At 58.6% G+C, this 22088-nt stretch carries 23 protein-coding genes and 1 other RNA gene; 10 read left to right on the forward strand and 14 right to left on the reverse strand.

Annotated elements, in window-relative coordinates; translation table 11 throughout:
- The first annotated feature begins 325 nt into the window (after positions 1-325).
- Both ugpC and ABLV54_RS09190 read left to right on the forward strand, forming a co-directional pair.
- Positions 326-1435, forward strand: coding sequence for a sn-glycerol-3-phosphate ABC transporter ATP-binding protein UgpC (gene ugpC / locus ABLV54_RS09185; protein WP_023288632.1), 1110 nt, complete (start codon positions 326-328; stop codon positions 1433-1435).
- Positions 1436-1670: 235 nt separating this feature from the next.
- Positions 1671-3230 carry an EAL domain-containing protein gene (locus tag ABLV54_RS09190; RefSeq protein ID WP_050533079.1) on the forward strand — a complete coding sequence of 520 codons (1560 nt, stop codon included), beginning with the start codon at positions 1671-1673 and terminating at the stop codon, positions 3228-3230.
- 62 nt (positions 3231-3292) lie between these two features.
- Here ABLV54_RS09190 and ABLV54_RS09195 read toward each other — a convergent pair whose 3' ends face one another.
- The gene (locus ABLV54_RS09195; RefSeq protein ID WP_004204767.1) at positions 3293-3565 is read right to left on the reverse strand and encodes a metal-sensing transcriptional repressor; all 273 of its coding nucleotides are present in this window, start codon (positions 3563-3565) and stop codon (positions 3293-3295) included.
- 164 nt (positions 3566-3729) lie between these two features.
- Between ABLV54_RS09195 and ABLV54_RS09200 the strand changes: the two genes are divergently transcribed.
- The gene (locus ABLV54_RS09200; RefSeq protein WP_226563536.1) at positions 3730-4605 is read left to right on the forward strand and encodes a nickel/cobalt efflux protein RcnA; all 876 of its coding nucleotides are present in this window, start codon (positions 3730-3732) and stop codon (positions 4603-4605) included.
- A gap of 44 nt (positions 4606-4649) precedes the next feature.
- On the opposite strand, the gene ABLV54_RS09205 is transcribed toward ABLV54_RS09200, so the two are convergent.
- Complete coding sequence (locus ABLV54_RS09205; RefSeq protein ID WP_032453862.1) at positions 4650-5264, reverse strand: membrane protein; 615 nt, start codon at positions 5262-5264, stop codon at positions 4650-4652.
- Positions 5265-5352: 88 nt separating this feature from the next.
- On the opposite strand from ABLV54_RS09205, the gene ABLV54_RS09210 reads away from it, so the two are divergent.
- Positions 5353-6780 carry a PLP-dependent aminotransferase family protein gene (locus tag ABLV54_RS09210; RefSeq protein ID WP_044521273.1) on the forward strand — a complete coding sequence of 476 codons (1428 nt, stop codon included), beginning with the start codon at positions 5353-5355 and terminating at the stop codon, positions 6778-6780.
- A 134-nt stretch (positions 6781-6914) separates the two neighbouring features.
- Here ABLV54_RS09210 and ABLV54_RS09215 read toward each other — a convergent pair whose 3' ends face one another.
- The 3 genes from ABLV54_RS09215 to ffs form a co-directional block, all read right to left on the reverse strand.
- Positions 6915-7130 (reverse strand): hypothetical protein, encoded by a 216-nt coding sequence (locus ABLV54_RS09215; protein WP_004142688.1) that lies wholly within the window; start codon positions 7128-7130, stop codon positions 6915-6917.
- Positions 7127-7384: a hypothetical protein gene (locus tag ABLV54_RS09220; RefSeq protein WP_023288627.1), complete on the reverse strand. Its 258-nt coding sequence runs from the start codon at positions 7382-7384 to the stop codon at positions 7127-7129. Before ABLV54_RS09220 ends, ABLV54_RS09215 begins: the two co-directional genes overlap by 4 nt.
- 309 nt (positions 7385-7693) lie before the next feature.
- An RNA gene (gene ffs, locus ABLV54_RS09225) (signal recognition particle sRNA small type) lies at positions 7694-7790 on the reverse strand.
- A 241-nt stretch (positions 7791-8031) separates the two neighbouring features.
- On the opposite strand from ffs, the gene ABLV54_RS09230 reads away from it, so the two are divergent.
- Both ABLV54_RS09230 and ABLV54_RS09235 read left to right on the forward strand, forming a co-directional pair.
- Complete coding sequence (locus ABLV54_RS09230; protein ID WP_017898905.1) at positions 8032-8439, forward strand: hypothetical protein; 408 nt, start codon at positions 8032-8034, stop codon at positions 8437-8439.
- Positions 8440-8504: 65 nt separating this feature from the next.
- Complete coding sequence (locus tag ABLV54_RS09235) at positions 8505-8816, forward strand: MGMT family protein (protein ID WP_023288626.1); 312 nt, start codon at positions 8505-8507, stop codon at positions 8814-8816.
- 37 nt (positions 8817-8853) lie between these two features.
- Here the strand turns inward: ABLV54_RS09235 and ABLV54_RS09240 are convergent, their stop codons facing one another.
- The gene (locus ABLV54_RS09240; protein WP_050533082.1) at positions 8854-9345 is read right to left on the reverse strand and encodes a YbaY family lipoprotein; all 492 of its coding nucleotides are present in this window, start codon (positions 9343-9345) and stop codon (positions 8854-8856) included.
- Between the two features lie 216 nt (positions 9346-9561).
- Here ABLV54_RS09240 and tesB point away from each other — a divergent pair, with 216 nt between their 5' ends.
- Positions 9562-10425 carry an acyl-CoA thioesterase II gene (gene tesB, locus ABLV54_RS09245; RefSeq protein ID WP_023288624.1) on the forward strand — a complete coding sequence of 288 codons (864 nt, stop codon included), beginning with the start codon at positions 9562-9564 and terminating at the stop codon, positions 10423-10425.
- A gap of 50 nt (positions 10426-10475) precedes the next feature.
- Here tesB and amtB read toward each other — a convergent pair whose 3' ends face one another.
- From amtB to ABLV54_RS09270, 5 genes are all read right to left on the reverse strand, one after another.
- Complete coding sequence (gene amtB / locus ABLV54_RS09250; protein ID WP_004204781.1) at positions 10476-11762, reverse strand: ammonium transporter AmtB; 1287 nt, start codon at positions 11760-11762, stop codon at positions 10476-10478.
- A 33-nt stretch (positions 11763-11795) separates the two neighbouring features.
- Positions 11796-12134, reverse strand: a complete 339-nt coding sequence (gene glnK / locus ABLV54_RS09255; protein ID WP_002891893.1) for a P-II family nitrogen regulator — start codon at positions 12132-12134, stop codon at positions 11796-11798.
- A gap of 243 nt (positions 12135-12377) precedes the next feature.
- On the reverse strand, positions 12378-14156 hold the full coding sequence (locus tag ABLV54_RS09260) for a SmdB family multidrug efflux ABC transporter permease/ATP-binding protein (protein ID WP_023288623.1): 1779 nt from the start codon (positions 14154-14156) through the stop codon (positions 12378-12380).
- A complete protein-coding gene (locus ABLV54_RS09265) occupies positions 14149-15921 on the reverse strand; it encodes a SmdA family multidrug ABC transporter permease/ATP-binding protein (protein WP_050533083.1) in 1773 nt (590 codons plus the stop codon). Before ABLV54_RS09265 ends, ABLV54_RS09260 begins: the two co-directional genes overlap by 8 nt.
- A gap of 43 nt (positions 15922-15964) precedes the next feature.
- Positions 15965-16423, reverse strand: a complete 459-nt coding sequence (locus tag ABLV54_RS09270; protein WP_048296864.1) for an Lrp/AsnC family transcriptional regulator — start codon at positions 16421-16423, stop codon at positions 15965-15967.
- Positions 16424-16538: 115 nt separating this feature from the next.
- On the opposite strand from ABLV54_RS09270, the gene ABLV54_RS09275 reads away from it, so the two are divergent.
- The gene (locus ABLV54_RS09275) at positions 16539-17591 is read left to right on the forward strand and encodes a PLP-dependent cysteine synthase family protein (protein ID WP_348814009.1); all 1053 of its coding nucleotides are present in this window, start codon (positions 16539-16541) and stop codon (positions 17589-17591) included.
- Positions 17592-17635: 44 nt separating this feature from the next.
- On the opposite strand, the gene cof is transcribed toward ABLV54_RS09275, so the two are convergent.
- On the reverse strand, positions 17636-18454 hold the full coding sequence (cof, locus tag ABLV54_RS09280) for an HMP-PP phosphatase (protein WP_044521268.1): 819 nt from the start codon (positions 18452-18454) through the stop codon (positions 17636-17638).
- Positions 18455-18581: 127 nt separating this feature from the next.
- Between cof and ABLV54_RS09285 the strand changes: the two genes are divergently transcribed.
- Both ABLV54_RS09285 and queC read left to right on the forward strand, forming a co-directional pair.
- Positions 18582-20279, forward strand: a complete 1698-nt coding sequence (locus ABLV54_RS09285) for an SgrR family transcriptional regulator (RefSeq protein WP_050533085.1) — start codon at positions 18582-18584, stop codon at positions 20277-20279.
- A gap of 66 nt (positions 20280-20345) precedes the next feature.
- Entirely contained in the window at positions 20346-21047 is a 702-nt protein-coding gene (gene queC, locus ABLV54_RS09290; RefSeq protein WP_050533086.1) for a 7-cyano-7-deazaguanine synthase QueC, read from the forward strand.
- A 128-nt stretch (positions 21048-21175) separates the two neighbouring features.
- Here the strand turns inward: queC and ABLV54_RS09295 are convergent, their stop codons facing one another.
- Together ABLV54_RS09295 and ABLV54_RS09300 are read right to left on the reverse strand one after the other, a co-directional pair.
- Positions 21176-21577: a YbgC/FadM family acyl-CoA thioesterase gene (locus tag ABLV54_RS09295; protein ID WP_023288617.1), complete on the reverse strand. Its 402-nt coding sequence runs from the start codon at positions 21575-21577 to the stop codon at positions 21176-21178.
- A 111-nt stretch (positions 21578-21688) separates the two neighbouring features.
- Positions 21689-22057 carry a helix-hairpin-helix domain-containing protein gene (locus tag ABLV54_RS09300; protein ID WP_048334171.1) on the reverse strand — a complete coding sequence of 123 codons (369 nt, stop codon included), beginning with the start codon at positions 22055-22057 and terminating at the stop codon, positions 21689-21691.
- Positions 22058-22088 lie beyond the last annotated feature (31 nt).

The raw sequence follows: 22088 nt of genomic DNA on the forward strand, positions 1-22088 counted from the left end.
TAATGGTTTTTATTTGAATTACATCTGACAGTTAGAAAAAAAATCATTTCAAACTGCGTTGTTACATAGAAAACAGACGCTGATTCGCTTTTGTTATACGCTACGCTTTGATTAGGGATAAAACTACCATAAGCTGCCAGTTGTGTGATCATCCTTGCAGAAATGAAACGCCGCTGTATGGCGCAAAATCCGCGGAAGTTATAGTCAGGACATGATTTTAGCGCTGTTGAATATCGTCACGCTGTTTTGTTACACGTAATACAATTTCACTCAACTCAGCGACACGCCAACGGCAAACAACGGCTACTCACTTCGGGGAATGTGGATGTCCAATATACGACTGAGGAATGTCACCAAAAGGTTCGGCAGCACGGTGACGCTGCACCAGGTCAATCTCGATATTGAAGATGGCGAGTTTGCGGTCTTCGTCGGCCCTTCCGGCTGTGGAAAATCGACGCTGTTACGTATGATTGCCGGGCTGGAAGAGGTTAGCGACGGGGAAGTGCTGATCGGCGATGAGGTAATGAACGATGTGGTCCCCGCCCGCCGCGGCGTGGCGATGGTTTTTCAGTCCTATGCGCTCTACCCACACATGACGGTGGCGGAGAATATGGGCTACGGGCTGAAGGTGAATAAAGTGCCGAAAGCGGAGATCCGTCGCCAGGTGGAAATGGTGGCCAAAACGCTGCAGCTCTCTCACCTGCTGGACCGTAAACCGAAGCAGCTCTCCGGCGGCCAGCGGCAGCGCGTGGCCATTGGCCGCGCTATCGTGCGTAATCCCCGGGTGTTTATGTTCGATGAGCCGCTTTCTAACCTCGACGCGGAACTGCGCGTCGATATGCGCCTGCATATTGCCCGCCTGCACCAGGAGCTGAAGACCACCATGGTGTATGTCACGCACGATCAGGTGGAGGCGATGACTCTCGCTGATAAAATCGTGGTCATGAACTACGGAAAGGTTGAACAAATGGGTTCGCCGATGGCGCTTTACTACAATCCGGTCAACAAATTCGTCGCCGGTTTTATCGGCTCGCCAAAGATGAACTTTTTACCCGCCACCGTCAGCGACTGGCAGCCAGAGCGTTTAACGGTCACCCTCGCCCAGGACCATCAGCTCACCCTGAACGTTGCCACCCAACCGCTTAACCCCGGCGCCGCGGTAACGCTGGGGATCCGGCCAGAGCACCTCACGCCTGAAGTCTCCACCGGTACCGTGGTGGAGTTTCAATGTGAAGTGGTGGAACGTCTGGGCAACAATACCTACCTGTTCGGCCAGTGCTATGGTCACGATAACGTCAAGGTTCTGCTGCCCGGCGACGTCCATTTCCGCCCGTGGCAGAAGATTAATCTGGCCTTCGATGACCGCTTCTGCATGGTGTTTGATGAGAACGATCTGCGCATCAGCGCCGATATCACGGCACCAGACGCGCACTAAGCCAACATATTGCTGTCATCTGCGCAGCGTATGCTGCGACTGAATGCCGGAATACATCCTGCCCGGCATTCACACCCTCATTTTTATTCTGCTGCATCGGAATCGTCCTTCTCTCCCGGCATCGCAGGCTATTGTGATGCCGGTTTTTTTCCCCACACAGCGCGATTTCTCCCACTGCGCCCGGTTTATCTTTCGCATATACTGATGACACCCGGCGAACGATAAGGACACAGGCATGAGGACCCGGCATCTGATGGCGCTGTTTACAGGGGTGCTGATACTGGCCATCATCCTGCCCATCTCGCTCAGCATCTGGCAGGCGGCGCGGCAGGCCAAAATGCAGTTCTATCGTGAACTGGATGATTATTCCAACCGCATCGTCGTCCGCACGCTGCAGGTCGCCGATCAGGCCCGGGAAGCGCTGCGGGAGGCCGATGCACATACAGGCTCGTCCTGTAGCCCTGAACATCTGCTCATGCTCCGCCGGATCGCCTATACCCACCGCTACGTTCAGGAAGTGCTCTGGCTGCTGAATTCCGTACCGCAATGTTCCTCGCTGGAAGACCATAGCGTCGCGGTGACCTTCCCGCCACCGGACCACATTGCCTCCGACGGCTATCGCACCTGGCTGACCTCGATTAACGATCTTGGCCTCAATCACCAGATGACGGCCATGGCCAGCCAGCAGCATATGGTAATGATCGATCCCATCTCCTTCATTGATGTGGTGCCCGCCAGCGAGGAGAAGATCCATACCATGCTGTTTGGTTTGGACCATCTGAAAATGGTGATCAGCAGCCAGCCGCTGCCGGCGAAGGTCTGGCAACGGATTAAAGACCCGCACCTGAATATGCTTACCCTGGATAATACGGTCTACCGGATCCAGCGCATTCCTGAGCTGGGATCCGGCATTGTGACCTGGTCATCCACCCTGCCCCTGCAGCAGCACATACGGCAGCAGTTGATCTTCTGGCTCCCGGCCGGCATCTTCACCAGCCTGCTTGCCACCTGGCTGCTGCTGCGCCTGCTGAGACACCTGCGTTCACCGCGCAACAGTATGCTTGACGCCCTCAATTCCCAGGCGATTCAGGTTCACTATCAGCCGATTATTTCATTGCAGGACGGGAAAATCGCCGGAGCCGAAGCGCTGGCGCGCTGGCAGCAACCCGACGGTACCTATTTATCGCCGGATATCTTCATTCCCCTGGCCGAGCAGACCGGACTGATCACCCAGCTGACGGAAGATATCGTCAGGAAAATTTTCGCCGATCTGGGCCCCTGGCTGAGGCAGCGGCCGGAAGTGCATATCTCCATCAACCTGTCGGTGGATGACTTACGCTCTCCCACCCTGCCCACGCTGTTACACGATCAGCTGCAGCACTGGGGGATCGCCGCCGAACAGATCATCCTTGAGATCACCGAGCGCGGGTTTGTCGACCCGGAGACCACCATGCCGGTGATCGCTCACTACCGTCAGGCTGGCCATCGGATCTCGATTGACGATTTCGGTACCGGCTACTCCAGCCTGAGCTATCTGCAGAAGCTGGACGTCGACACGCTGAAAATCGATAAATCCTTTGTCGATACCCTCGAGTACCGGCCGCTGACGCCGCACATTATTGAAATGGCCAAGGCGCTCAATCTGACCACCGTCGCCGAAGGGGTGGAAACCGAAAGCCAGCGCGACTGGCTGCGACAGCATGGCGTTCAGTACGCCCAGGGATGGCTGTACAGCAAAGCACTGCCAAAAGAGTCATTTATTCAGTGGGCGGAAGATAATCTCCATGCGCATTAAGCGGCAGGCAGCCTGCGCAGAAGGTCAGCGGGCGCAGCCTCTTCGCCGCCCTCTGCCGGAGGCTACTTCAGATAGGATTTAATCACCTGCATCACCGTCTCCAGATCCGCTTCACGCTGCGTCTCATCTGGCTCTTTCACCACATGGTCGGTCAGATGCCCCTGGATAACCTGCAGCATCATGCCATTGACCGCGCCGCGGATCGCCGCCAGCTGCTGTAGCACCTCAGCGCACTCATGCTCGCGATTAAGCATTTTCTCTAATGCGGTACTCTGCCCCTGAATTTTCTTCAGCCGGGTCAGTAACTTCTTTTTGTCTCTCACTGTGTGTGACATTGCGCGATCCACCGTTTTATTCTGCCGTCATTGCCCGACCTTCGACGCCGGCAACGCTTGCCAGCATAGCATGATCCCTTTTATCAGCCTCTTTTTCTACTGGGGGGTAGTATTTTACTACTGGGGGGGAGTAGCATAGAGCCACTTTTGGCAAGGATCCCGATATGAACGATTTCACTTCCCTTCTGCAGCAGGGCAATGCCTGGCTGTTTATTCCCAGCGCGATACTGCTCGGCGCGCTGCACGGCCTCGAACCCGGCCACTCAAAAACGATGATGGCCGCCTTTATCGTGGCGGTACGGGGAACCTTAAAGCAGGCGGTTCTGTTGGGGCTGGCGGCGACGGTCTCGCATACCGCGGTGGTCTGGCTGATCGCCATGGCCGGCCTGTGGTTTGGCCGCGGCTGGAACGCCCAGACTTCTGAGCCCTGGTTTCAGCTGATCTCAGGGATTGTCATTGTGTTGATTGCCTGCTGGATGCTCTGGCGCACCTGGCGCGAATCGCGGCCCCACGCCCACCACCATCATCCTCAGCACGGGCACGACCATGACCATGACCATGACCATGACCATGACCATGACCATGACCATGACCATCATCATCATCATGAACATCATGACCACCATCATTCTCACTCCCCTGGCGCGCCGCTGGTGGCGGAGGAGTGGCAGGACGCGCATCAGCGGGCCCATGCTCAGGAGATTAACCGGCGCTTCGATGGCCGCCAGGTGACGACCGGGCAGATTGTGATGTTTGGCCTGACCGGCGGGCTGATCCCCTGCCCGGCGTCCATTACCGTGCTGCTTATCTGTTTACAGCTGAAGAAATTCTCACTGGGCGCCACGCTGGTACTCGGCTTTAGCGTCGGTCTGGCGCTGACGCTGGTGGCTTCCGGGGCTATCGCCGCCCTGAGCATGAAACATGCCACCCGCCGCTGGCCGTGGCTTAACGACATCTCGCGCAAAGCGCCCTGGATCTCAGGCTTACTGATTATTGTGGTGGGGATCTACATGATGCTTCATGGCCTGAGCGGCCTGTAAACCACAATGCGCCCTCTTCTTGACGACGAGGGCGCGGGTTCCCTTCAGGAGACGCTCTCCCGGGGAGTGCTGACCGCCCGGCGGCGGACGGGCTGGCTGAACCACGGCAGGCACAGCTGGATCAGCGGCCCAATCGACAGCGCGTAAATGACGGTTCCGACGCCAAACTTGCCCCCCAGCAGACAGCCAATCAGCAGCACGGAGAGCTCGATCGCCGTACGGATACCGCGCAATGACCAGCCGGTGCGAGCGTGCAGGCCGGTCATCAGGCCATCGCGCGGACCCGGGCCAAAGCCCGCGCCAATGTACATCCCGGTGGCGATAGCGTTCATCACAATCGCCACCACCAGCAGCGCACTGCGCGCCACCAGCGACTCCAGCGGAGGCAGGACGGCCAGCGTGGCGTCCGCCGCCAGCCCCAGCACGATAACATTACTCACCGTGCCGAGCCCCGGCATCTGCCGAATCGGGATCCATAGCAGCAGCACCGCGGCGCCGGTCAGGATAATCACGGTCCCGAAACTGATCCCCAGCTGTTTAGCCACCCCAAGATGAAAAACGTCCCACGGATCGGCGCCGAGATTAGCATGCACGAAGAGCGCCGTGGACACGCCGTAGAGCACAAGACCGATATATAACTGCAGCAGGCGACGAAGCATATTTTTTCCTCAACATCATTGCGAATGCCCTCATCATCAGCAAAAATGGACTGATAATTAATGGCCAGTTTTGGAAAAGTGGATCGCTATGTCAGCCCGACGCTTTGGAACACAGTCCCTGGTACGCCTGCTTGGCAACTGGCAGGAGTCCAGTTCCCGCACACCGCTATGGCGCCAGCTGGCGGAAGCGCTCCGCCTGCTGATCCTCGATGGCCGTCTGACGCTACAGACGCGCCTGCCCGGCGAGCGCGAGCTGGCGGCAGCCCTCAACGTCAGCCGGACGACCATCGCCAGCGCCCTCGGCCAGCTGCGGGAGGAGGGGTTTCTCCATAGCCGCCAGGGGAGCGGGTCGCGCATTGTCCTGCCGGAACGCCCTGCCGATCTGCCGCCGCACTCTGCGACCCCCTCGACGATCAATCTCTCTACCGCTGCCCTCAGCGCCGGTCCGGAGGTCCATCAGGCCTTCCAGCACGCCATGACCCTGCTGCCGCCCTATCTCACCCAGACCGGCTACGATCAGCAGGGGCTCCCGGTGCTGCGGGAAGCGATTGCCCGGCGCTACAGCGAACGTGGCCTGCCGACGCGGCCCGATGAAGTGATGGTGGTCAACGGCGCGCTCAGCGCCTTCGCGCTGATCCTGCGTCTGTTCACCGGCCCCGGTGACCGGGTGGTCATTGACGCCCCGACCTATCCAATGGCCATCAGCGCCATTCAGGGCGCCTCCTGCCGGCCCGTCGGGGTCGCACTCCCCCAGCAGGGATGGGACTGCGATGGATTAGCGGCGACCATTGCGCAGACCGCGCCGCGTCTGGCATGGCTGATGCCGGATTTTCACAACCCTACCGGGCGCTGTATGGATGCCCCTACCCGCCAGCGGGTCGCGGACATCGCGGCCAGGACGCGAACAACGCTGGTGATCGATGAGACCATGGTCGACCTCTGGTATAACGCCCCGCCCCCGCCGCCGCTGGCCTGCTTTAATCCCGACGCCGCGGTGATCACTATCGGTTCGGCCGGGAAAAGTTTCTGGGGGGGACTGCGCATCGGCTGGATCCGCGCCAGCGCGCGAACGATCGCCTCGCTGATTCAGGCCCGCGACTCTCTGGACCTGGGTACGCCGCTGCTGGAGCAGTTGGCCTGCAGCTGGCTGCTGGCAAACGCCGCCACGCTGCTGCCGCCGCGACGGGAGATGCTGCAGGCGCGCCGGGACATGTGCGAAGTACTGATGAAAGAGTATTTTCCCCGCTGGCGCTTTACGCCACCGGAAGGCGGACTCTCTTTTTGGGTGGAACTCCCTGACATGCTGGCCACCCTGTTCTCTGCGCGGGCGGAAAGCCAGGGGATCCATATCGGCACCGGGACGCGGTTTGGTCTGGAGGGCGCGTTCGATCGCTATTTACGTCTGCCGTTTACCTTGCCGGACGAAGCATTGCGCCAGGCCTTCTCCACGCTACAACCATTGTGGCATAGCCTTGCAGAACAGCGGGAAAATACGCGTTTGCGGAAAATAATATAAGAAAATATCGACGGGCTGGCTTCAGCCCGTCAAAAGTCCGTCATCCATGAGGTATATGAGATGTTTTTATAAAATTGCCTGAGTATCCTGCCATCTGGTTATGGCAACCCGGTGACGGAAATAAGGCAATTTCATTAATGCTGGCGCGGAATAGGAAACCCTTTCAGGGAAATAATAAAGCCATCTTCATCTTTTTTAATTTTAGCGCCGGTGTCGCACCAGTCGGAGGCAATGCGAAAGAACTCATCACTACCGATATTCCAGTTCAGGCGAACGTGTTTTACGTATCCTGAGCGCAACATATCGCAGGCTTCGCTATAGTTGCTGGCTGTAGAGAATTGTTGTTTCATTTTTTCTTCTTCAGAAGTTTTCTTAATGCTTTGATTTCTTTAGGGGTTAATGGCGTCGCTTCCTCTTCGGTATGCTGGCTGTCAATGTCCTCTTCCGTCACCCCCGCCTCACCTGCTGATGCCTCCAGCTGAAAAGCCAGCTGCAGCAGCTTTTCCGTTGCCGTACCCAGGTTCTCGTTATTCACTTCCGCATAATGACGCAACTTCTCTTTTAACTCAGCGTCAATTTTTACATTCAAAACCACTGTGGTCATAGCTACGCTTCCCGTGCAATAAAATCATCATAATTAATACACGAAGTTAACATGCTGATCCAGAGATATATTTTATAGCATGGATCTGGCAACAAATTCCCAGCTATAAGATGCGCTTTGTTTATGACACGAAAATGACATTAATATTGCAGTAGCATTTCAGATTTATGACAAGTCAATATTATGGAATAAAAACGGGTTGTTTTAGCAACAAAAAATAATATGTGATCTGTATCAGGTATTAAATATAGCAGGAATAAAGACCGGGAAAATATAAGGGATATATCATGAGGGCGAAATGGGTGGGGGCCCTGCCAGCTACATCCCGGCACACACGTCGTCTGCTCTGGCTGCTTCCTTCCGGACCTGACCTGGTAAACAGAGTAGCGTTGCGGGAGAACCAACAGAGCCCCCATTGAGAGCGTTGTTACCCAACGCGCTGGCGCATTATCCCTGCTGACCTGGTGAATTGCAAGCGCGCCCCGACTGCCTGCTGGTTTATTGCGCAATAACGCGAATAAAACCAGTCACTCACGCTCAATCTGTGAGAGTGAGAGCGTGCGCTCAGCACACAGCCGGGATATCCACCATACTTATCCACCTTATGTTCTCTTTTATCATCAGCGCATTGTCTCTACGGTAATCGAATGACTGACTCATCACCACAGACCATCACTCTGCCTTTACCCGCCATTGAAGGGATGACCATCGCCTTTCAGGGGGTGAATTATCTGCGCCCTGAAAAAATGCTCGACTTCGTGACTATCAGTCAGGCGCCGGTGCGGGCGGTCACGCCGCTGGCGCTGCTCTATTCCACCGTCGGCGTGCTGCGTCAGGTGGAACTGCGCAAGCTACCGGTCTACATCAGCGGTCGGGTGGTCTACCCCATCTCGTCGCTGACCATGCCGGGCCTGCGCGCGAAGCTGATCATCAACGCCACCTCGCAGCGGTTAAAATTCCTGGAGAGCCTCATCGCCAGTTCACCTTCCGACAATGTCCATGGCATGCAGATCCTCGGCCTGGCCCTGACGTTCACCGTCGAACAGCCCGCCTGATCTGCAGGCTGTACAGCCTGCAGATCAGCGCTTATGCTGGCGTTTTTCGGGTAACAGGACTAAATATGGATCCGCTCGATACATTTCCCCAACGTGTCTGGCACATTGTGGCGTCAATACCGGAAGGGTATGTCACGACCTATGGCGATGTCGCCAGGCTGGCCGGTTCTCCGCGCGCGGCGCGCCAGGTGGGCGGTGTGCTGAAGCGTCTGCCGGAAGGGTCCACTCTGCCCTGGCATCGGGTGGTCAATCGCCATGGCGATATCTCCCTCACCGGCCCCGATCTGCAGCGGCAGCGTCAGGCATTGCTGGCCGAAGGGGTACAGGTCTCCGGCAGCGGCCATATCGATCTCCAGCACTATCGCTGGGTTTACTGAAGACAAAAAAAAGCCCCCATCCGGGGGCTCATCGAGCTTACTGTGCGACAGGCACGGCGGTCTGCTGAACCGGAACCAGCGTCAGGTCGGCATGGGTGCCCCCCTGATTGATCACCGTCTGCACGGTATCGGTAATGAACATCAGCTGGCCATTAACCGTAATCGCTGCGCTCAACAGAATGCGGGCGTTCGGTTGAATATCTGCCGGGTTGTAAGGCAGGGCAAAGTTAAATGGCGCCTGCTTGCCTTCGGTACGCACCGCTTTTTGCGACAATACGCGGGCTGGCGCATCTGCCAGAGAAGCATCCGACAGGGTCACCGTCAGCACCGCATCCGGCGGTAATGCGATTCTCTGGCGGATATTAATCGTCCCCGTGACGCTCGGCTGCTGCTGCGCCACGCTCAGCGTCGCAATACCGTAAGGGTCGGGTGCGGCTGCCTGAGCGGAAGAACTGGCGGAGTGGTGATTAGCACAGGCGGTCAGCGTCGCGGCGACGGCTAAGGCACTAAACATATAGGCAAATTTCATGATGTTCTCCTTATCATCCCTTTATACCCAGGAGGATGTTCCGCCGCTTCGCCGGCAGGAACTTTCGTGTCGTCAATAAGTGTGGCACAGATCTCAGATTTCTTCCTGTTGACCGGTTGTTATTCAGATTATTACACCCATCGGACCACTTGCGATTCCAGGTTATACTTTGCCACATTACGCGCACGGCGCCGCCATTGTTAATTGAGGATAAGTATGAGTCAGGCACTCTCTAACCTGCTGGCATTATTAGATCTGGAAAAAATTGAGGAAGGGTTGTTCCGTGGACAGAGCGAAGACCTGGGATTGCGCCAGGTTTTTGGCGGCCAGGTGGTGGGCCAGGCGCTGTATGCCGCAAAAGAGACCGTGCCCGTTGAACGTCTGGTGCATTCGTTTCACAGCTACTTTCTGCGCCCCGGCGACAGTCAAAAACCGATCGTCTACGATGTGGAGGTCCTGCGCGACGGCAACAGCTTTAGCGCCCGCCGGGTCGCCGCTATCCAGAACGGGAAGCCGATCTTCTATATGACCGCCTCCTTCCAGGCGCCAGAGCACGGCTATGAGCATCAGAAAGCGATGCCGGCCGCCCCCTCCCCTGACGGACTGCCTTCGGAAACCGACATCGCCCGCAAGCTGGCGCATCTCCTGCCGCCGCAGGTGAAAGACAAATTCCTCTGCGATAAGCCGCTGGAGATCCGCCCGGTGGAATTTCATAACCCGATGAAAGGCCATATCGCCGAGCCGGCGCGCCAGGTCTGGCTGCGCGCCAACGGCGCCGTTCCCGACGATCTGCGCATTCATCAGTATCTGCTGGGCTATGCCTCGGACTTTAACTTCCTGCCGGTGGCGCTGCAGCCGCACGGCGTTGGTTTCCTTGAGCCCGGCATGCAGGTCGCCACCATCGACCACTCAATGTGGTTCCATCGGCCGTTTAATATCAATGAGTGGCTGCTGTACAGCGTTGAAAGCACCTCGGCCTCCAGCGCCCGCGGCTTCGTTCGCGGCGAGTTTTACACGCAGGATGGCACGCTGGTTGCCTCAACGGTCCAGGAAGGGGTGATGCGCAACCGCAACGCATAAAAAAGCCTCCCTGACGGGAGGCTTTTTGCTACATGGAGAAGGGTTTTCTGTCAGGCGTTGTAGGCGTTTTCGCCATGGCTGTTGACGTCCAGCCCTTCGCGCTCCTGCTCTTCCGGTACGCGCAGCCCTACGGTCATATCCGCCACTTTGTAGCCGATGAAAGCGACGACGCCGGACCAGACCACGGTAATGCCGATACTTTCCAGCTGCACCAGCAGCTGATGGCCCATGGTGACGCCTTCCGCATAACCGACGCCGCCCAGAGAAGTCGCCGCGAAGATACCGGTCAGGATACAGCCGACGATGCCGCAGACGCCGTGGACGCCGAAGACGTCGCAAGGGTCATCCACACGCAGCCAGCGTTTCAGCGCAGTCACGCCCCAGATACCCGCCAGGCCAGAGGCGATACCGACGATCAGCGCGCCGCCGACACCGATATAACCACACGCCGGCGTAACGCCAACCAGACCGGCAATTGCCCCGGAGCAGGCGCCCAGCAGTGAAGGTTTGCCGCGCAGAGCCCATTCGCCAAAGGTCCACGCCAGGATAGCCGCGGCGGTCGCCACGACGGTGTTAACGAACGCCAGGGCCGCGATTTCATTCGCTGCGCTGGCAGAGCCGGCGTTGAAGCCGAACCAGCCCACATAGAGGATAGCGGTGCCGGTGAACACCATCGGCAGGTTATGCGGTTTGAACGCTTCTTTGCCGAAGCCCACGCGTTTGCCCATCATATAGGCGCCCACCAGCCCGGCGACCGCGGCGTTGATGTGCACAACGGTGCCGCCGGCGAAATCCAGCGCGCCATGGGTCGCCAGCAGACCGCCGCCCCAGACCATATGCGCAATCGGCACGTAGGAGAGCGTCATCCACACCACCACGAAAATCAGCACCGCAGAGAAACGGATACGTTCAGCCAGCGCGCCGACGATCAGCCCGACGGTGATGCAGGCGAACGAGCCCTGGAAGGCGACGTGGATATACTGATAGAAGGTGCCCATCAGCGCTTTCAGTTCAATATTTTTCAGCATTACCCAGTCAAAGCTGCCGAAGAAGCTGCCGCCGGTGCCGAAGGCCAGGGTATAGCCATAAATGACCCACAGTACGCAGACGAGGCCAAAGGTGACAATCACCTGCGTCAGCATGGAAAGAACGTTCTTACCGCGGATCAGCCCGCCGTAAAACAGCGCAATCCCCGGGATAGTCATAAACAGAACCAGCGCGGTGCAAATCATCATAAACGCATTATCGGCTTTGTCCGCCACCGCAGGCGCGGCCATCGCCAGCCCCGGAAGAAGGGCTAACGCCCCCAGACCCGATTTCATTGTTGCCATTTTCATTGTTTCGTTCCCCATCACTGTGTGGTCTGGAAATTACAGTGCCGCTTCGTCAGCTTCGCCGGTACGGATGCGAATGACGCGCTGCAATTCAGCGACAAAAATTTTGCCGTCGCCAATTTTTCCGGTGTAAGCCGCTTTGCTGATGACATCGATAACTTCATCCAGCTGATCGTCGGCGATCGCCACATCAATCTTCACTTTTGGCAGAAAGTTGACGCTATACTCGGCGCCGCGGTAGAGCTCCGCATGACCTTTCTGACGGCCAAATCCTTTGACTTCAGTGACCGTCAGGCCCTGAATGCCGATGGAAGACAAGGCTTCACGCACGTCTTCCAGTTTGAATGGTTTGATTACCACGGTAACCAGCTTCATAAGTCCCCTCCAGTCAGTATTCGGTAATGGCCGCAGCTAACACGATGGATATAAAGCAAGGGCTATGCCAGAAATGAAAAAAGGCCGCTGAGCGGCCCTTTGATGGCAAAAAACAGGCGAGAGGTCAGGCATTAGCCTGCGTAAAGGCGTTTAACGGGCAAAAATGCACCACGGCGGTGCATTTGATGTAACGTTTTTGCACCACGACAGGCCGACCCGCCTTCGCTGCCTGCTGGTGGTGCATCAGGCGCTGAGCGACTCTTCTCTGGCGCTGGCCGCCAGCTCTTCACCAGCCAGCTGTAGCTGATACATCTGCCAGTAGCGGCCTTTCGCCGCCAGCAGTTGCTGATGGTTGCCCCGCTCGACGGCCTGACCGCGATGCAGGACCAGAATGGTATCCGCCTCAACGATGGTCGACAGACGATGGGCAATGACCACCAGAGTGGTATGCTGGCGAACCTTCGCCAGCGCCTGCTGGATCGCCTGCTCGGTGCCGGAGTCGATGTTCGCCGTCGCCTCATCCAGAATCAGAACCTGCGGGGTCTCCACCAGCACGCGCGCCAGCGCCAGCAGCTGCTTCTGTCCGACGGAGAGATTATTGCCCTGCTCGCCCAGCTGGGTGTACAGGCCGTCGCTCATGCTGCGCGCCACCGCCGCCAGCTGCACCGCCTCCAGCGCTTCCCAGACCTGTGTTTCGCTGATGTCCCGGCCCAGCGCGACGTTGGCGTAGAAGGTATCCGCCAGCACCACCGGATCCTGTTGCACCATCGCGATGCCCCGACGCAACGCGCTGTGGCTGAGAGAAGAGAGCGGCCGGCCATCGATGCGGATCTCCCCGTGGGTTAACGGGTAATAGCCCATCATCAGACTGGCGAGGGTACTCTTCCCACTGCCGGTATGCCCGACCAGCGCCACAAAACTGCGGGAAGGTATATCCAGCGTGATATCCTGGAGGACCAGACGATCCCCGCGGTAGGCAAAGGAGAGATGGTCGATTTCCACCCGACCGCTGCTCAGCGGCGCGTCATCGGCGCCCCACGCCTGGCGCGGACGGTCCATCAGTTCGAAAACGCGTTCGCCGGCGACCACCGCCTGCTGCAGCATCGACTGCTGGGTGGTCAGCTCAATGAGCGGCTCGTTGAGGCGTCCGAGATAGCTGATAAACGCGTACAGCACCCCGACCTCAATCGTGCCCGCCGCGCTAAAGCCGAACAGCATCAGCAGCCCGCACAGCACCAGCGAGGAAAAGAGGCTCAGCAGCGGACGCAGCAGAAAACCGTCCAGGCGCAGCGTCTGCATCCGCGCCAGGTAGTGGGCGTAGCTGGCCTCGCGCATCCGTTCGCCAAAGCGCGCCTGCTGGCGGAACTGCTGGATGACCCCCATGCCGTTGATCACTTCATTAAAACCATCGTTGATGTCGGCAAGCCAGGCGCGCACCCGGCGCACGATCGGCGTGCTATAGCGCTGATAAATGATCATCACGATCAGCACCGCCGGGAAAATCGCGATCGCCACCAGCGCCATCCGCCAGTCGAGGCTAAACATCGCCACCAGCATCGCGCCGATCAGCGCCGCGCTGCGGAGCACCGTCGCCACTACCGTCACATACAGGTCACGAATGACTTCGGTATCGTTGGTCACGCGTGAGATCAGCTGCCCGACCGGCTGAGTATCAAACTCGCTGAGCGGCTGATGCAGGGCGGCATCCATCACATCGCTGCGTAACTGCTGGACCACGCCGACCGCGGCGCGGTTAAACAGCAGCGACTGGTTATAATGCAGTAGCGCCGCCAGCAGCTGCAGACCGATATAGGCTGCCGCCAGGCCTGCCACCAGCTTCAGCGGCAGAGTCTGTTTCGCCACCATATTGTCGATGAAATAGCTGATAAGCAGCGGGCCGCTCACCTCCGCCGCCGCCGCGATCCACATCATCGCCACCGCGATGGCCAGCGGCTTACGCCACGGTGAACCATAGGCCAGCAGGCGTTTAAGCGTCGGCCAGAGTTCGGTAAAGCTACGCATCCAGGGCCTCCTCTTGCTCCTGGGGAACCTCGTCGAGCGCGGCTTCCAGCTGCTGATACCGATACATGTCGCGGTACCAGCCGGGCTGCACCGCCAGCGCCTCATGGCGGCCGCGCTGGGCGACATGCCCATGCTGCAGCACCAGGATTTCGCTGGTCTCAGTCAGCGCCGACAGGCGGTGGGCGCTGATGATCACCGTCCGCCCCTCTCCCCACTGGCGCAGGTTATGCAGGATCTGGTGTTCGGTGCGGCCATCCACCGCGGATAAAGCATCATCAAGGATCAGAATTTCGGCCTCCAGCAGCAGGGCGCGGGCAATCGAGATGCGCTGTTTCTGGCCGCCGGAGAGCATCACGCCGCGCTCGCCTACTTCGGTATCGTACCCCTGGGGCAGACGCAGAATGTCGTCATGCACGCTGGCCAGCCGCGCCACCCGCTCAATCTGTTCCGGCGTCGCGTCCGGTTTTCCCAGCGCGATATTATTGGCGACGGTATCGGAGAATAAAAACGGCGTCTGATTGACCACCGCCAGCCGTTCGCGCCAGCTGTCGAGCTGCAGACGCGGTAGCGGCAGATCGTGAAAGCGGATCTCGCCGCTGGTGACGTCAAAATGGCGCTGCAGCAGGGCCAGAATGGTGCTTTTGCCAGCGCCCGTCGGCCCGCAGATGCCCAGCATTTGCCCCGGCTGCAGGGTAAAATTAACCTGTTCCAGCGAAGGCTTGCTCGCCTGCGGATAGATGAAATCGCGGATAGCGACCTGCAGGACGCCGCGGCCAGCCGGTACCGTCTCGGTCCCGTCGTCCACCGCCGGCGCCTCTTCGAGCATGGTGCGAATACGGCCATAGGCCGCGCTACCGCGCTCCACGATGTTAAACATCCACGCCAGCGCCAGCATCGGCCAGATCATCAGACCAAGGTACATCACAAAGCTGGTGAGCTGACCCAGCGTCAGGCTACCGTGGATCACCATCCAGCTGCCGCCGCCGATGGCCAGCAGATTCGCCGCCCCGATGGCGATATAGATAGTAGGGTCGAAGCGAGCGTCAATGCGCGCCACGCGCATATTTTTCGCTCCGGTATCGGCCGCATCGGCGGCAAACTGCGCCGACTGGCGATCCTCCAGCCCGAACGCCTTAATCATGCGGATGCTGGTCAGACTCTCCTGCGTGCGATCGTTGAGGCTGGAAAAGGCCGCCTGGGCAACGCGAAAACGTTCGTGAAGGGCATCGCCGTTGCGTTTGATCGCCAGGGCCATCAGCGGCATCGGCAGCAGCGCCAGCAGGGTGAGCTGCCAGCTAATCTGCGTCGACATCACAATCAACACCGCACAGCCCATCACCAGGGAATCCACCAGGGTTAACACCCCTTCACCGGCGGCAAACACCACCCGGTCCACGTCGTTGGTGGCGCGGGCGATCAGATCCCCGGTGCGATGGCGCAAATAGAACGCCGGATGCTGGCGGCTCAGCTGCCGGTAAAAGTCTTCCCGCAGTTCAACCGCCAGCTGGTAAGAGGCGCCGAACAGCAGCACGCGCCAGACATAGCGCAGCAGGTAAACCATCACCGCGATCAGCACCAGCGCGCCGATCCACATCCACACCTTCTCCGCGGTGTAATGTTGTTGCGTCACGCCGTCGACCACAATGCCCACCACCTTCGGCGGAACAAGCTGCAGGACGGCAATAATGGCCAGCAGGGCAATGGCGCCAAGATAGCGGCGCCACTCCCGGCGGAAATACCAGCTGAGTTGTGCAAATAATCGCAAGCAGTAAGATCCTGATTTTGTTATGGGTTACGGCGCAATACCGTTATTCGACAGGCAAGGCGGTGGTGTATTTTATCTGTTCCATGGCAAAACTCGAAGTGACATCCGACAGCCCCGGCACGCTGTTCACCAAACGTTTATAAAAGTCGTCATAGCGCTTCATATCGGCCACCTGCACCCGCAGCAGATAGTCATATTCCCCCGCCATCCGCCAGAAGCCGAGCACTTCAGCCATCTGCGTCACTTCGCTCACAAAATGGCAATACCAGTCGCTGCTGTGATGTTGGGTCTTGATCAGGACAAACGCCGTCAGCCCCAGCCCCACCTTTTCCGCATCCAGTAAGGCGACGCGCCCGCGGAGAATACCGTCATCCTCGAGTCGTTTCAGGCGTTTCCAGCAAGGGGTCGTGGTCAGATTAACGGCATCAGCCAGCGCCTGCAAAGAGAGGGTGCAATCTTCCTGCAGCAGCGCCAGCAGCTTACGGTCAATTTTATCTAACATAAGGCCACCAGAGAGAATAATTTACTCCCGCAATTGTAATTGAAAGGCTAAATAGCAACAATTTTTCCCGCACAATCCGCTAAGCTGGGCACAAAATGACAAACAGGAATCCGAGATGAATAGCGCCTGGGTAAAACACGCCATTAGTGAAATTAACGCCGACTATCAGCGTTCCGCCGATACACACCTGATTCGCCTGGCGCTGCCTGGTTTTCTCGGGATCCCGATTTATCTGAAGGATGAAAGTACGCATCCGACCGGTAGCCTCAAACAGCGTCTGGCGCGGTCGCTGTTTCTCTATGGCCTGTGCAACGGCTGGATCAAAGAAGGCACCACGATTATCGAATCGTCTTCGGGTTCGACCGCGGTTTCTGAAGCCTATTTCGCCCGCCTGCTGGGGCTGCCGTTTATCGCCGTGATGCCCTCCTGCACCGCCAGACGCAAAATCGAACAGATCGAGTTCTACGGTGGACGCTGCCATTTTGTGCAGAACGCCTGCGAAATCTACGCGGCTTCCGAAACGCTGGCGCGCGAGCTGAACGGTCACTATATGGATCAGTTTACCTTCGCCGAGCGGGCCACCGACTGGCGCGGCAATAACAATATCGCCGACAGTATTTTCCGCCAGATGAGCCATGAGCCGCACCCGCAGCCATCGTGGATCGTGATGAGCGCCGGCACCGGCGGCACCTCAGCGACCATTGGCCGCTATATTCGCAGCCAGGGCTACGAGACGCAGCTGATGGTTGTCGACCCGCAAAATTCGGTGTTCCTCGATTACTGGCAGACTCGCGACGCCAGCCTGCGCAGCCCGGTCGGCAGCAAAATTGAAGGCATCGGCCGCCCGCGGGTCGAGCCATCATTTATTCCCGACGTTGTCGATGAGATGCTGCGCGTGCCGGATGCGGCGAGCGTGGCCACTGCTTTGTGGCTGGAAACGCAGCTTGGACGAAAAGTCGGCGCCTCGACCGGGACCAATATGTGGGGGGTGCTGCAGCTGGCCGCGCGGATGCGCGAGGAAGGACGCACGGGTTCTCTCGTGACCCTGCTGTGCGACAGCGGCGAGCGTTATCTGGAAAGCTATTACAACCCACAGTGGGTGGCGGCCAACATCGGCGATATCGCCCCCTGGCAGGCGAAGCTCGCCCGGCTGGTCGGCAGAACATAAAAAAAGCCAGATAAAATGCTATCTGGCTTGCTGGAAGGGTCTCTCTATTCGGGGGAATAAGGAAGATCAGGATTATCCAGCCAATGCGTTAAAAAATGGGAGACCGCCTGATGCCGGCAGTCGCCGATAACCGGGAGATGCGGCAGCTCGGCTTTCAGCTGCGGCATCGCGTTGCCCATGATGAACCCCCGCCCGACGCTGCGAAGCATCTCGCGATCGTTCATCGCATCGCCGAAGGCCATGCACTCCTGTAGGGTGAGGCCCAGATGCTGGCTCAGCCTCGCCAGCGCCGCGCCTTTATTGCAGCCAACCGGCAGCACTTCCAGACAGTCCATCGCCGAGAAGCAGAGAAACGCGCGCTGGCCCAGCGCCTCATTCAGTTGGATCCGCAGGCGGCGCAGATCGTCATGATCGCCGCAGAAGCAGATCTTGGTGACATGATGCGCCGACATACGTTTCGGATCGCACAGTTGATAGCGAAACCCGCTAAAGACATGCGCCTTCAGCAGCTCAGGCCTTGCCTGGCCGGTGAACCAACCGCCGTCATTAAACACGTGCATGCTGGCCCGGGTATCCCATCGACTATGCAGCACTTCTTCCGCTACCTCGGGATTGAGATCCTGACGGTACAGCTCCTCCCCTTCCAGCGAGTGGATGCGCGTCCCGTTGCCCGTGATCAGAAAGGCGTCCAGGGAAAACTCACCCATCACATGGTGCATCTCCAGCGCATGGCGGCCGGTGGCGAACGTCAGGGTGATATCGCGTTCCCGCAGCCGTTTCAGCGCGGTGAGCGTCTTTTCTCCGAGACGATGGTCCGGCATCAGCAAGGTGCCGTCCATATCAAATGCTGCCAGTTTTGCCATGGTGTTTTCCCCAATGTGTGATGGGCTTCGCTTGTGTTGCAGTATCACCTGGGATATACGGAAGTAATAGTGAATAGATAATATAAATTGTTCCGGGTTTATTACGGCCCGGTGGACGACAGCGCTTATGCGACTCTTACACCGTTTAAATCAGTACCAGCGGCTGTGGCAACCCTCAGCCGGGGCGCCGCAGCAGGTCACCGTCGGCGAACTGGCGGAACGCTGTTTTTGCAGCGAACGCCACGTCCGTACCCTGCTGCGTCAGGCGCAAGAGGCCGGATGGTTAAGCTGGCAGGCCCGCTCCGGGCGCGGCAAGCGCGGACTGCTCTCTTTTTATAAAACGCCGGAACGTCTGCGCAATGAGATGATGGAGCTGGCGCTGCATAAAGGTCAGCAGCAAAACGCGCTGGAGCTGGCGCAGCTGGCCCCGGTGGAGCTGAAAGCCCTGCTCCACCCCTTTCTGGGCGGTCAGTGGCAAAACAATACCCCGACGCTGCGTATTCCATACTATCGCCCGCTGGAGCCGCTACGCCCCGGCTTTTTGCCCGGACGCGCCGAGCAGCATCTGGCCGGGCAGATCTATGCCGGGCTGACGCGCTTCGACGAAGGCGACACTATGCCGATCGGTGATCTGGCGCACCACTGGCAGGTCTCCCCTGACGGCCTGCGCTGGCAGTTTTATATCCGCTCCACGCTGTGCTGGCACAACGGCGATGCGGTGGAAACCGCACAGCTGCGGCAGCGCTTACTGCTGCTGCTGGATCTGCCCGCCTTGCGGACCCTCTTCGCCAGCATCAGCCACATCGATGTCACTCACGCCCAGTGCCTCACCATCACGCTGCATCGTCCTGACTACTGGCTGCCGTTCCGCCTCGCCAGCTATTGCAGCGTGCTGGCCCATCCTGACGATCCGGCTATCGGCTGCGGACCGTTCCGCCTGAAGCGGTTTAGTCCGGAACTCGTCCGCCTGGAGAACCATCCCCGCTACCATCTGCGGCATCCGCTGATCCAGGCGGTGGAGTACTGGATCACCCCCCAGCTCTTCGATCGCGATCTCGGGACCAGCTGCCGCCACCCGGTGCAGATCACGATTGGCGATCGCGAAGAGCTCCATAACCTGCGCCAGGTCAGCAACAGCATCAGTCTTGGCTTCTGCTATCTGACCCTGCGTCACAGCCCTCAGCTTAGCAAAGCGCAGGCCCAGCGGCTGGTATCGATAATTCACCGCTCATCGTTGCTGGAAACGCTGCCGCTCGACGAGGATCTGATTACGCCAAGCCATGAGGTGTTGCCGGGATGGTCCATCCCGCAGGGGCCGGAAAACAGCGCGGTGCCGCTGCCGGCCAGGCTCACGCTGCTCTACCATCTGCCGGTCGAACTCCACGCCATGGCCGAACAGCTGAGACAGCGGCTGGCTGTGCTGGGCTGCGAGCTGACGCTTCTGTTTCATGACGCCAAAAACTGGGAGGGCTGCCAGCATCTGGGGCAGGCCGACCTGATGATGGGCGACCGCCTGATCGGCGAAGCGCCAGAGTATGCCCTGGAGCAGTGGCTGCGCTGCGATATGCTGTGGCCCAATTTGCTGACCGGGGCGCAATATGCCCATCTGCAGGCGACATTAGACGCGGTACAGGCGCAGCCGGAAGCCCGCAGCCGCAACGATGCGCTGCGCAACGTATTTAACACACTGATGGAAGACGCCATCATGACGCCGCTGTTTAAATACAACTATCGGATCAGCGCCCCGCCGGGTGTCAATGGCTTGCGCCTCAACGCCCGCGGCTGGTTCGACTTCGCCAGCGCCTGGCTGCCGGCGTCGACGTGAGAGAGCTGGTGGTGGCGGGCGTCTGGCGCTACCATATCGCCTTTACTCATTAAGTCAGGAATTGCCATGAAACGCGCCGTAGTTGTCTTCAGCGGAGGACAAGATTCAACCACCTGTCTGGTGCAGGCTCTGCAACAGTATGATGAAGTGCATTGCGTCACTTTTGATTATGGCCAACGCCACCGCGCGGAAATCGACGTTGCGCGCGAACTCGCCCTGAAACTTGGCGCCGTCGCGCATAAAGTGCTGGACGTTACCCTGCTCAATGAACTGGCGGTCAGCAGCCTGACCCGCGATAACATTCCGGTACCGGACTATCAGCCTGATGCCGAGGGCATTCCCAATACTTTTGTCCCGGGGCGCAATATTCTGTTTTTAACCCTGACGGCAATCTACGCCTATCAGGTAAAAGCCGACGCTATCATCACCGGCGTGTGCGAGACCGATTTCTCCGGCTACCCGGACTGCCGCGATGAGTTTGTCAAAGCGCTGCACCACGCCGTCAGCCTTGGGATGGCGAAAGACATTCGCTTTGAAACCCCGCTGATGTGGCTGAACAAAGCCGAGACCTGGGCGCTGGCCGACTACTGGGGTCAGCTGGATCTGGTGCGCCGGGAAACCCTCACCTGCTACAACGGCATTAAGGGCGATGGCTGCGGCCAGTGCGCCGCCTGCAACCTGCGCGCTAACGGGCTCAACCAGTATCTGGCCGATAAGGTCGGGGTAATGGCGGCGATGAAGCAAAAAACCGGCTTGACACAGGCATAGCCTCCGAAGAGGTATCTGCCCGAAGCTTCAGTCCAAATTCCCCGGTGGCGCTACGCATACCGGGGCAAGGGGTTCATCACTCTCCGGAGGTCGAGGCGCGCCACCGCCCGGCACGCACGCGACGGTTGTCAGCGCAAGTTCATCTGGTCGAGTTTCTCACGCAGTTCCCCTTCCAGCGGCAGCGCCTTCTGGGTTTTCAAATCAATACAGACGAAGGTGATCAGCGCATCGGCCACCACCTCGCCATTGGGGTTGAGGGTGACCACCTGGCTGAGCGTGCCGCTTTTGCCGTTGAGTTGCTCCAGTTTGCTGCTCACCGTCAGCACATCGCCCAGGACCGCCGGACGGCGGTAGTTGATATTAATATTCACCACCACGAAGGCGATGTTTTTCTCGGTCATCCACTGAAACGCCGGACTATTTTCCAGACCATCCCAGCGGGCCTCCTCAAGGAACTCCAGGTAGCGTGCGTTATTCACATGCTGGTAGACGTCCAGATGATAGCCGCGAACTTTAATTTGTGTTTGCATAGCATCAATGCCTTTCTGTTATTGTTGTTTATGAGGTAAGAGGTCACACCACTTAATGCAACCTCTTTATCCTGGCAAAAAATCACCGCTGTGCAAGCGCTGGCATAAAATTTACAGCGTCAGATGGGCTAAATTCCGCTCCACCAGCGCACTGCCCATCCCCGGGACCTGCTTCAGGTCATCAAGGGTTTTGAATGGCCCATACTCCTCACGGTAGCTGACAATCGCCTGGGCTTTTTTCAACCCCACGCCATTCAGAGCCTGCGCCAGCTGCTCGGCGCTGGCGTGGTTAATGCTGACTTTGGTCGCCCCGTTGTCGGCCTCGCCGGGTTCCGCTTTCGCTTTCGCCGAAGAGGACCCCGGGACATGCTCTTTGGTTACCACCGCTTTGCCGCTGGCGGGGGCGGCCAGCGCGCCCTGTGCGCCTACCGCGAAAACCAGAACGCCCGCGGCCATCAGTGCTTTTATTCCATATTTCATGCTGATATCTCCTTGTGTGTAGACAGCAAGG

The sequence above is a fragment of the Klebsiella sp. JB_Kp042 genome (genome assembly GCF_040065275.1).
GTDB classification, from domain to species: Bacteria; Pseudomonadota; Gammaproteobacteria; order Enterobacterales; family Enterobacteriaceae; genus Klebsiella; species Klebsiella quasipneumoniae.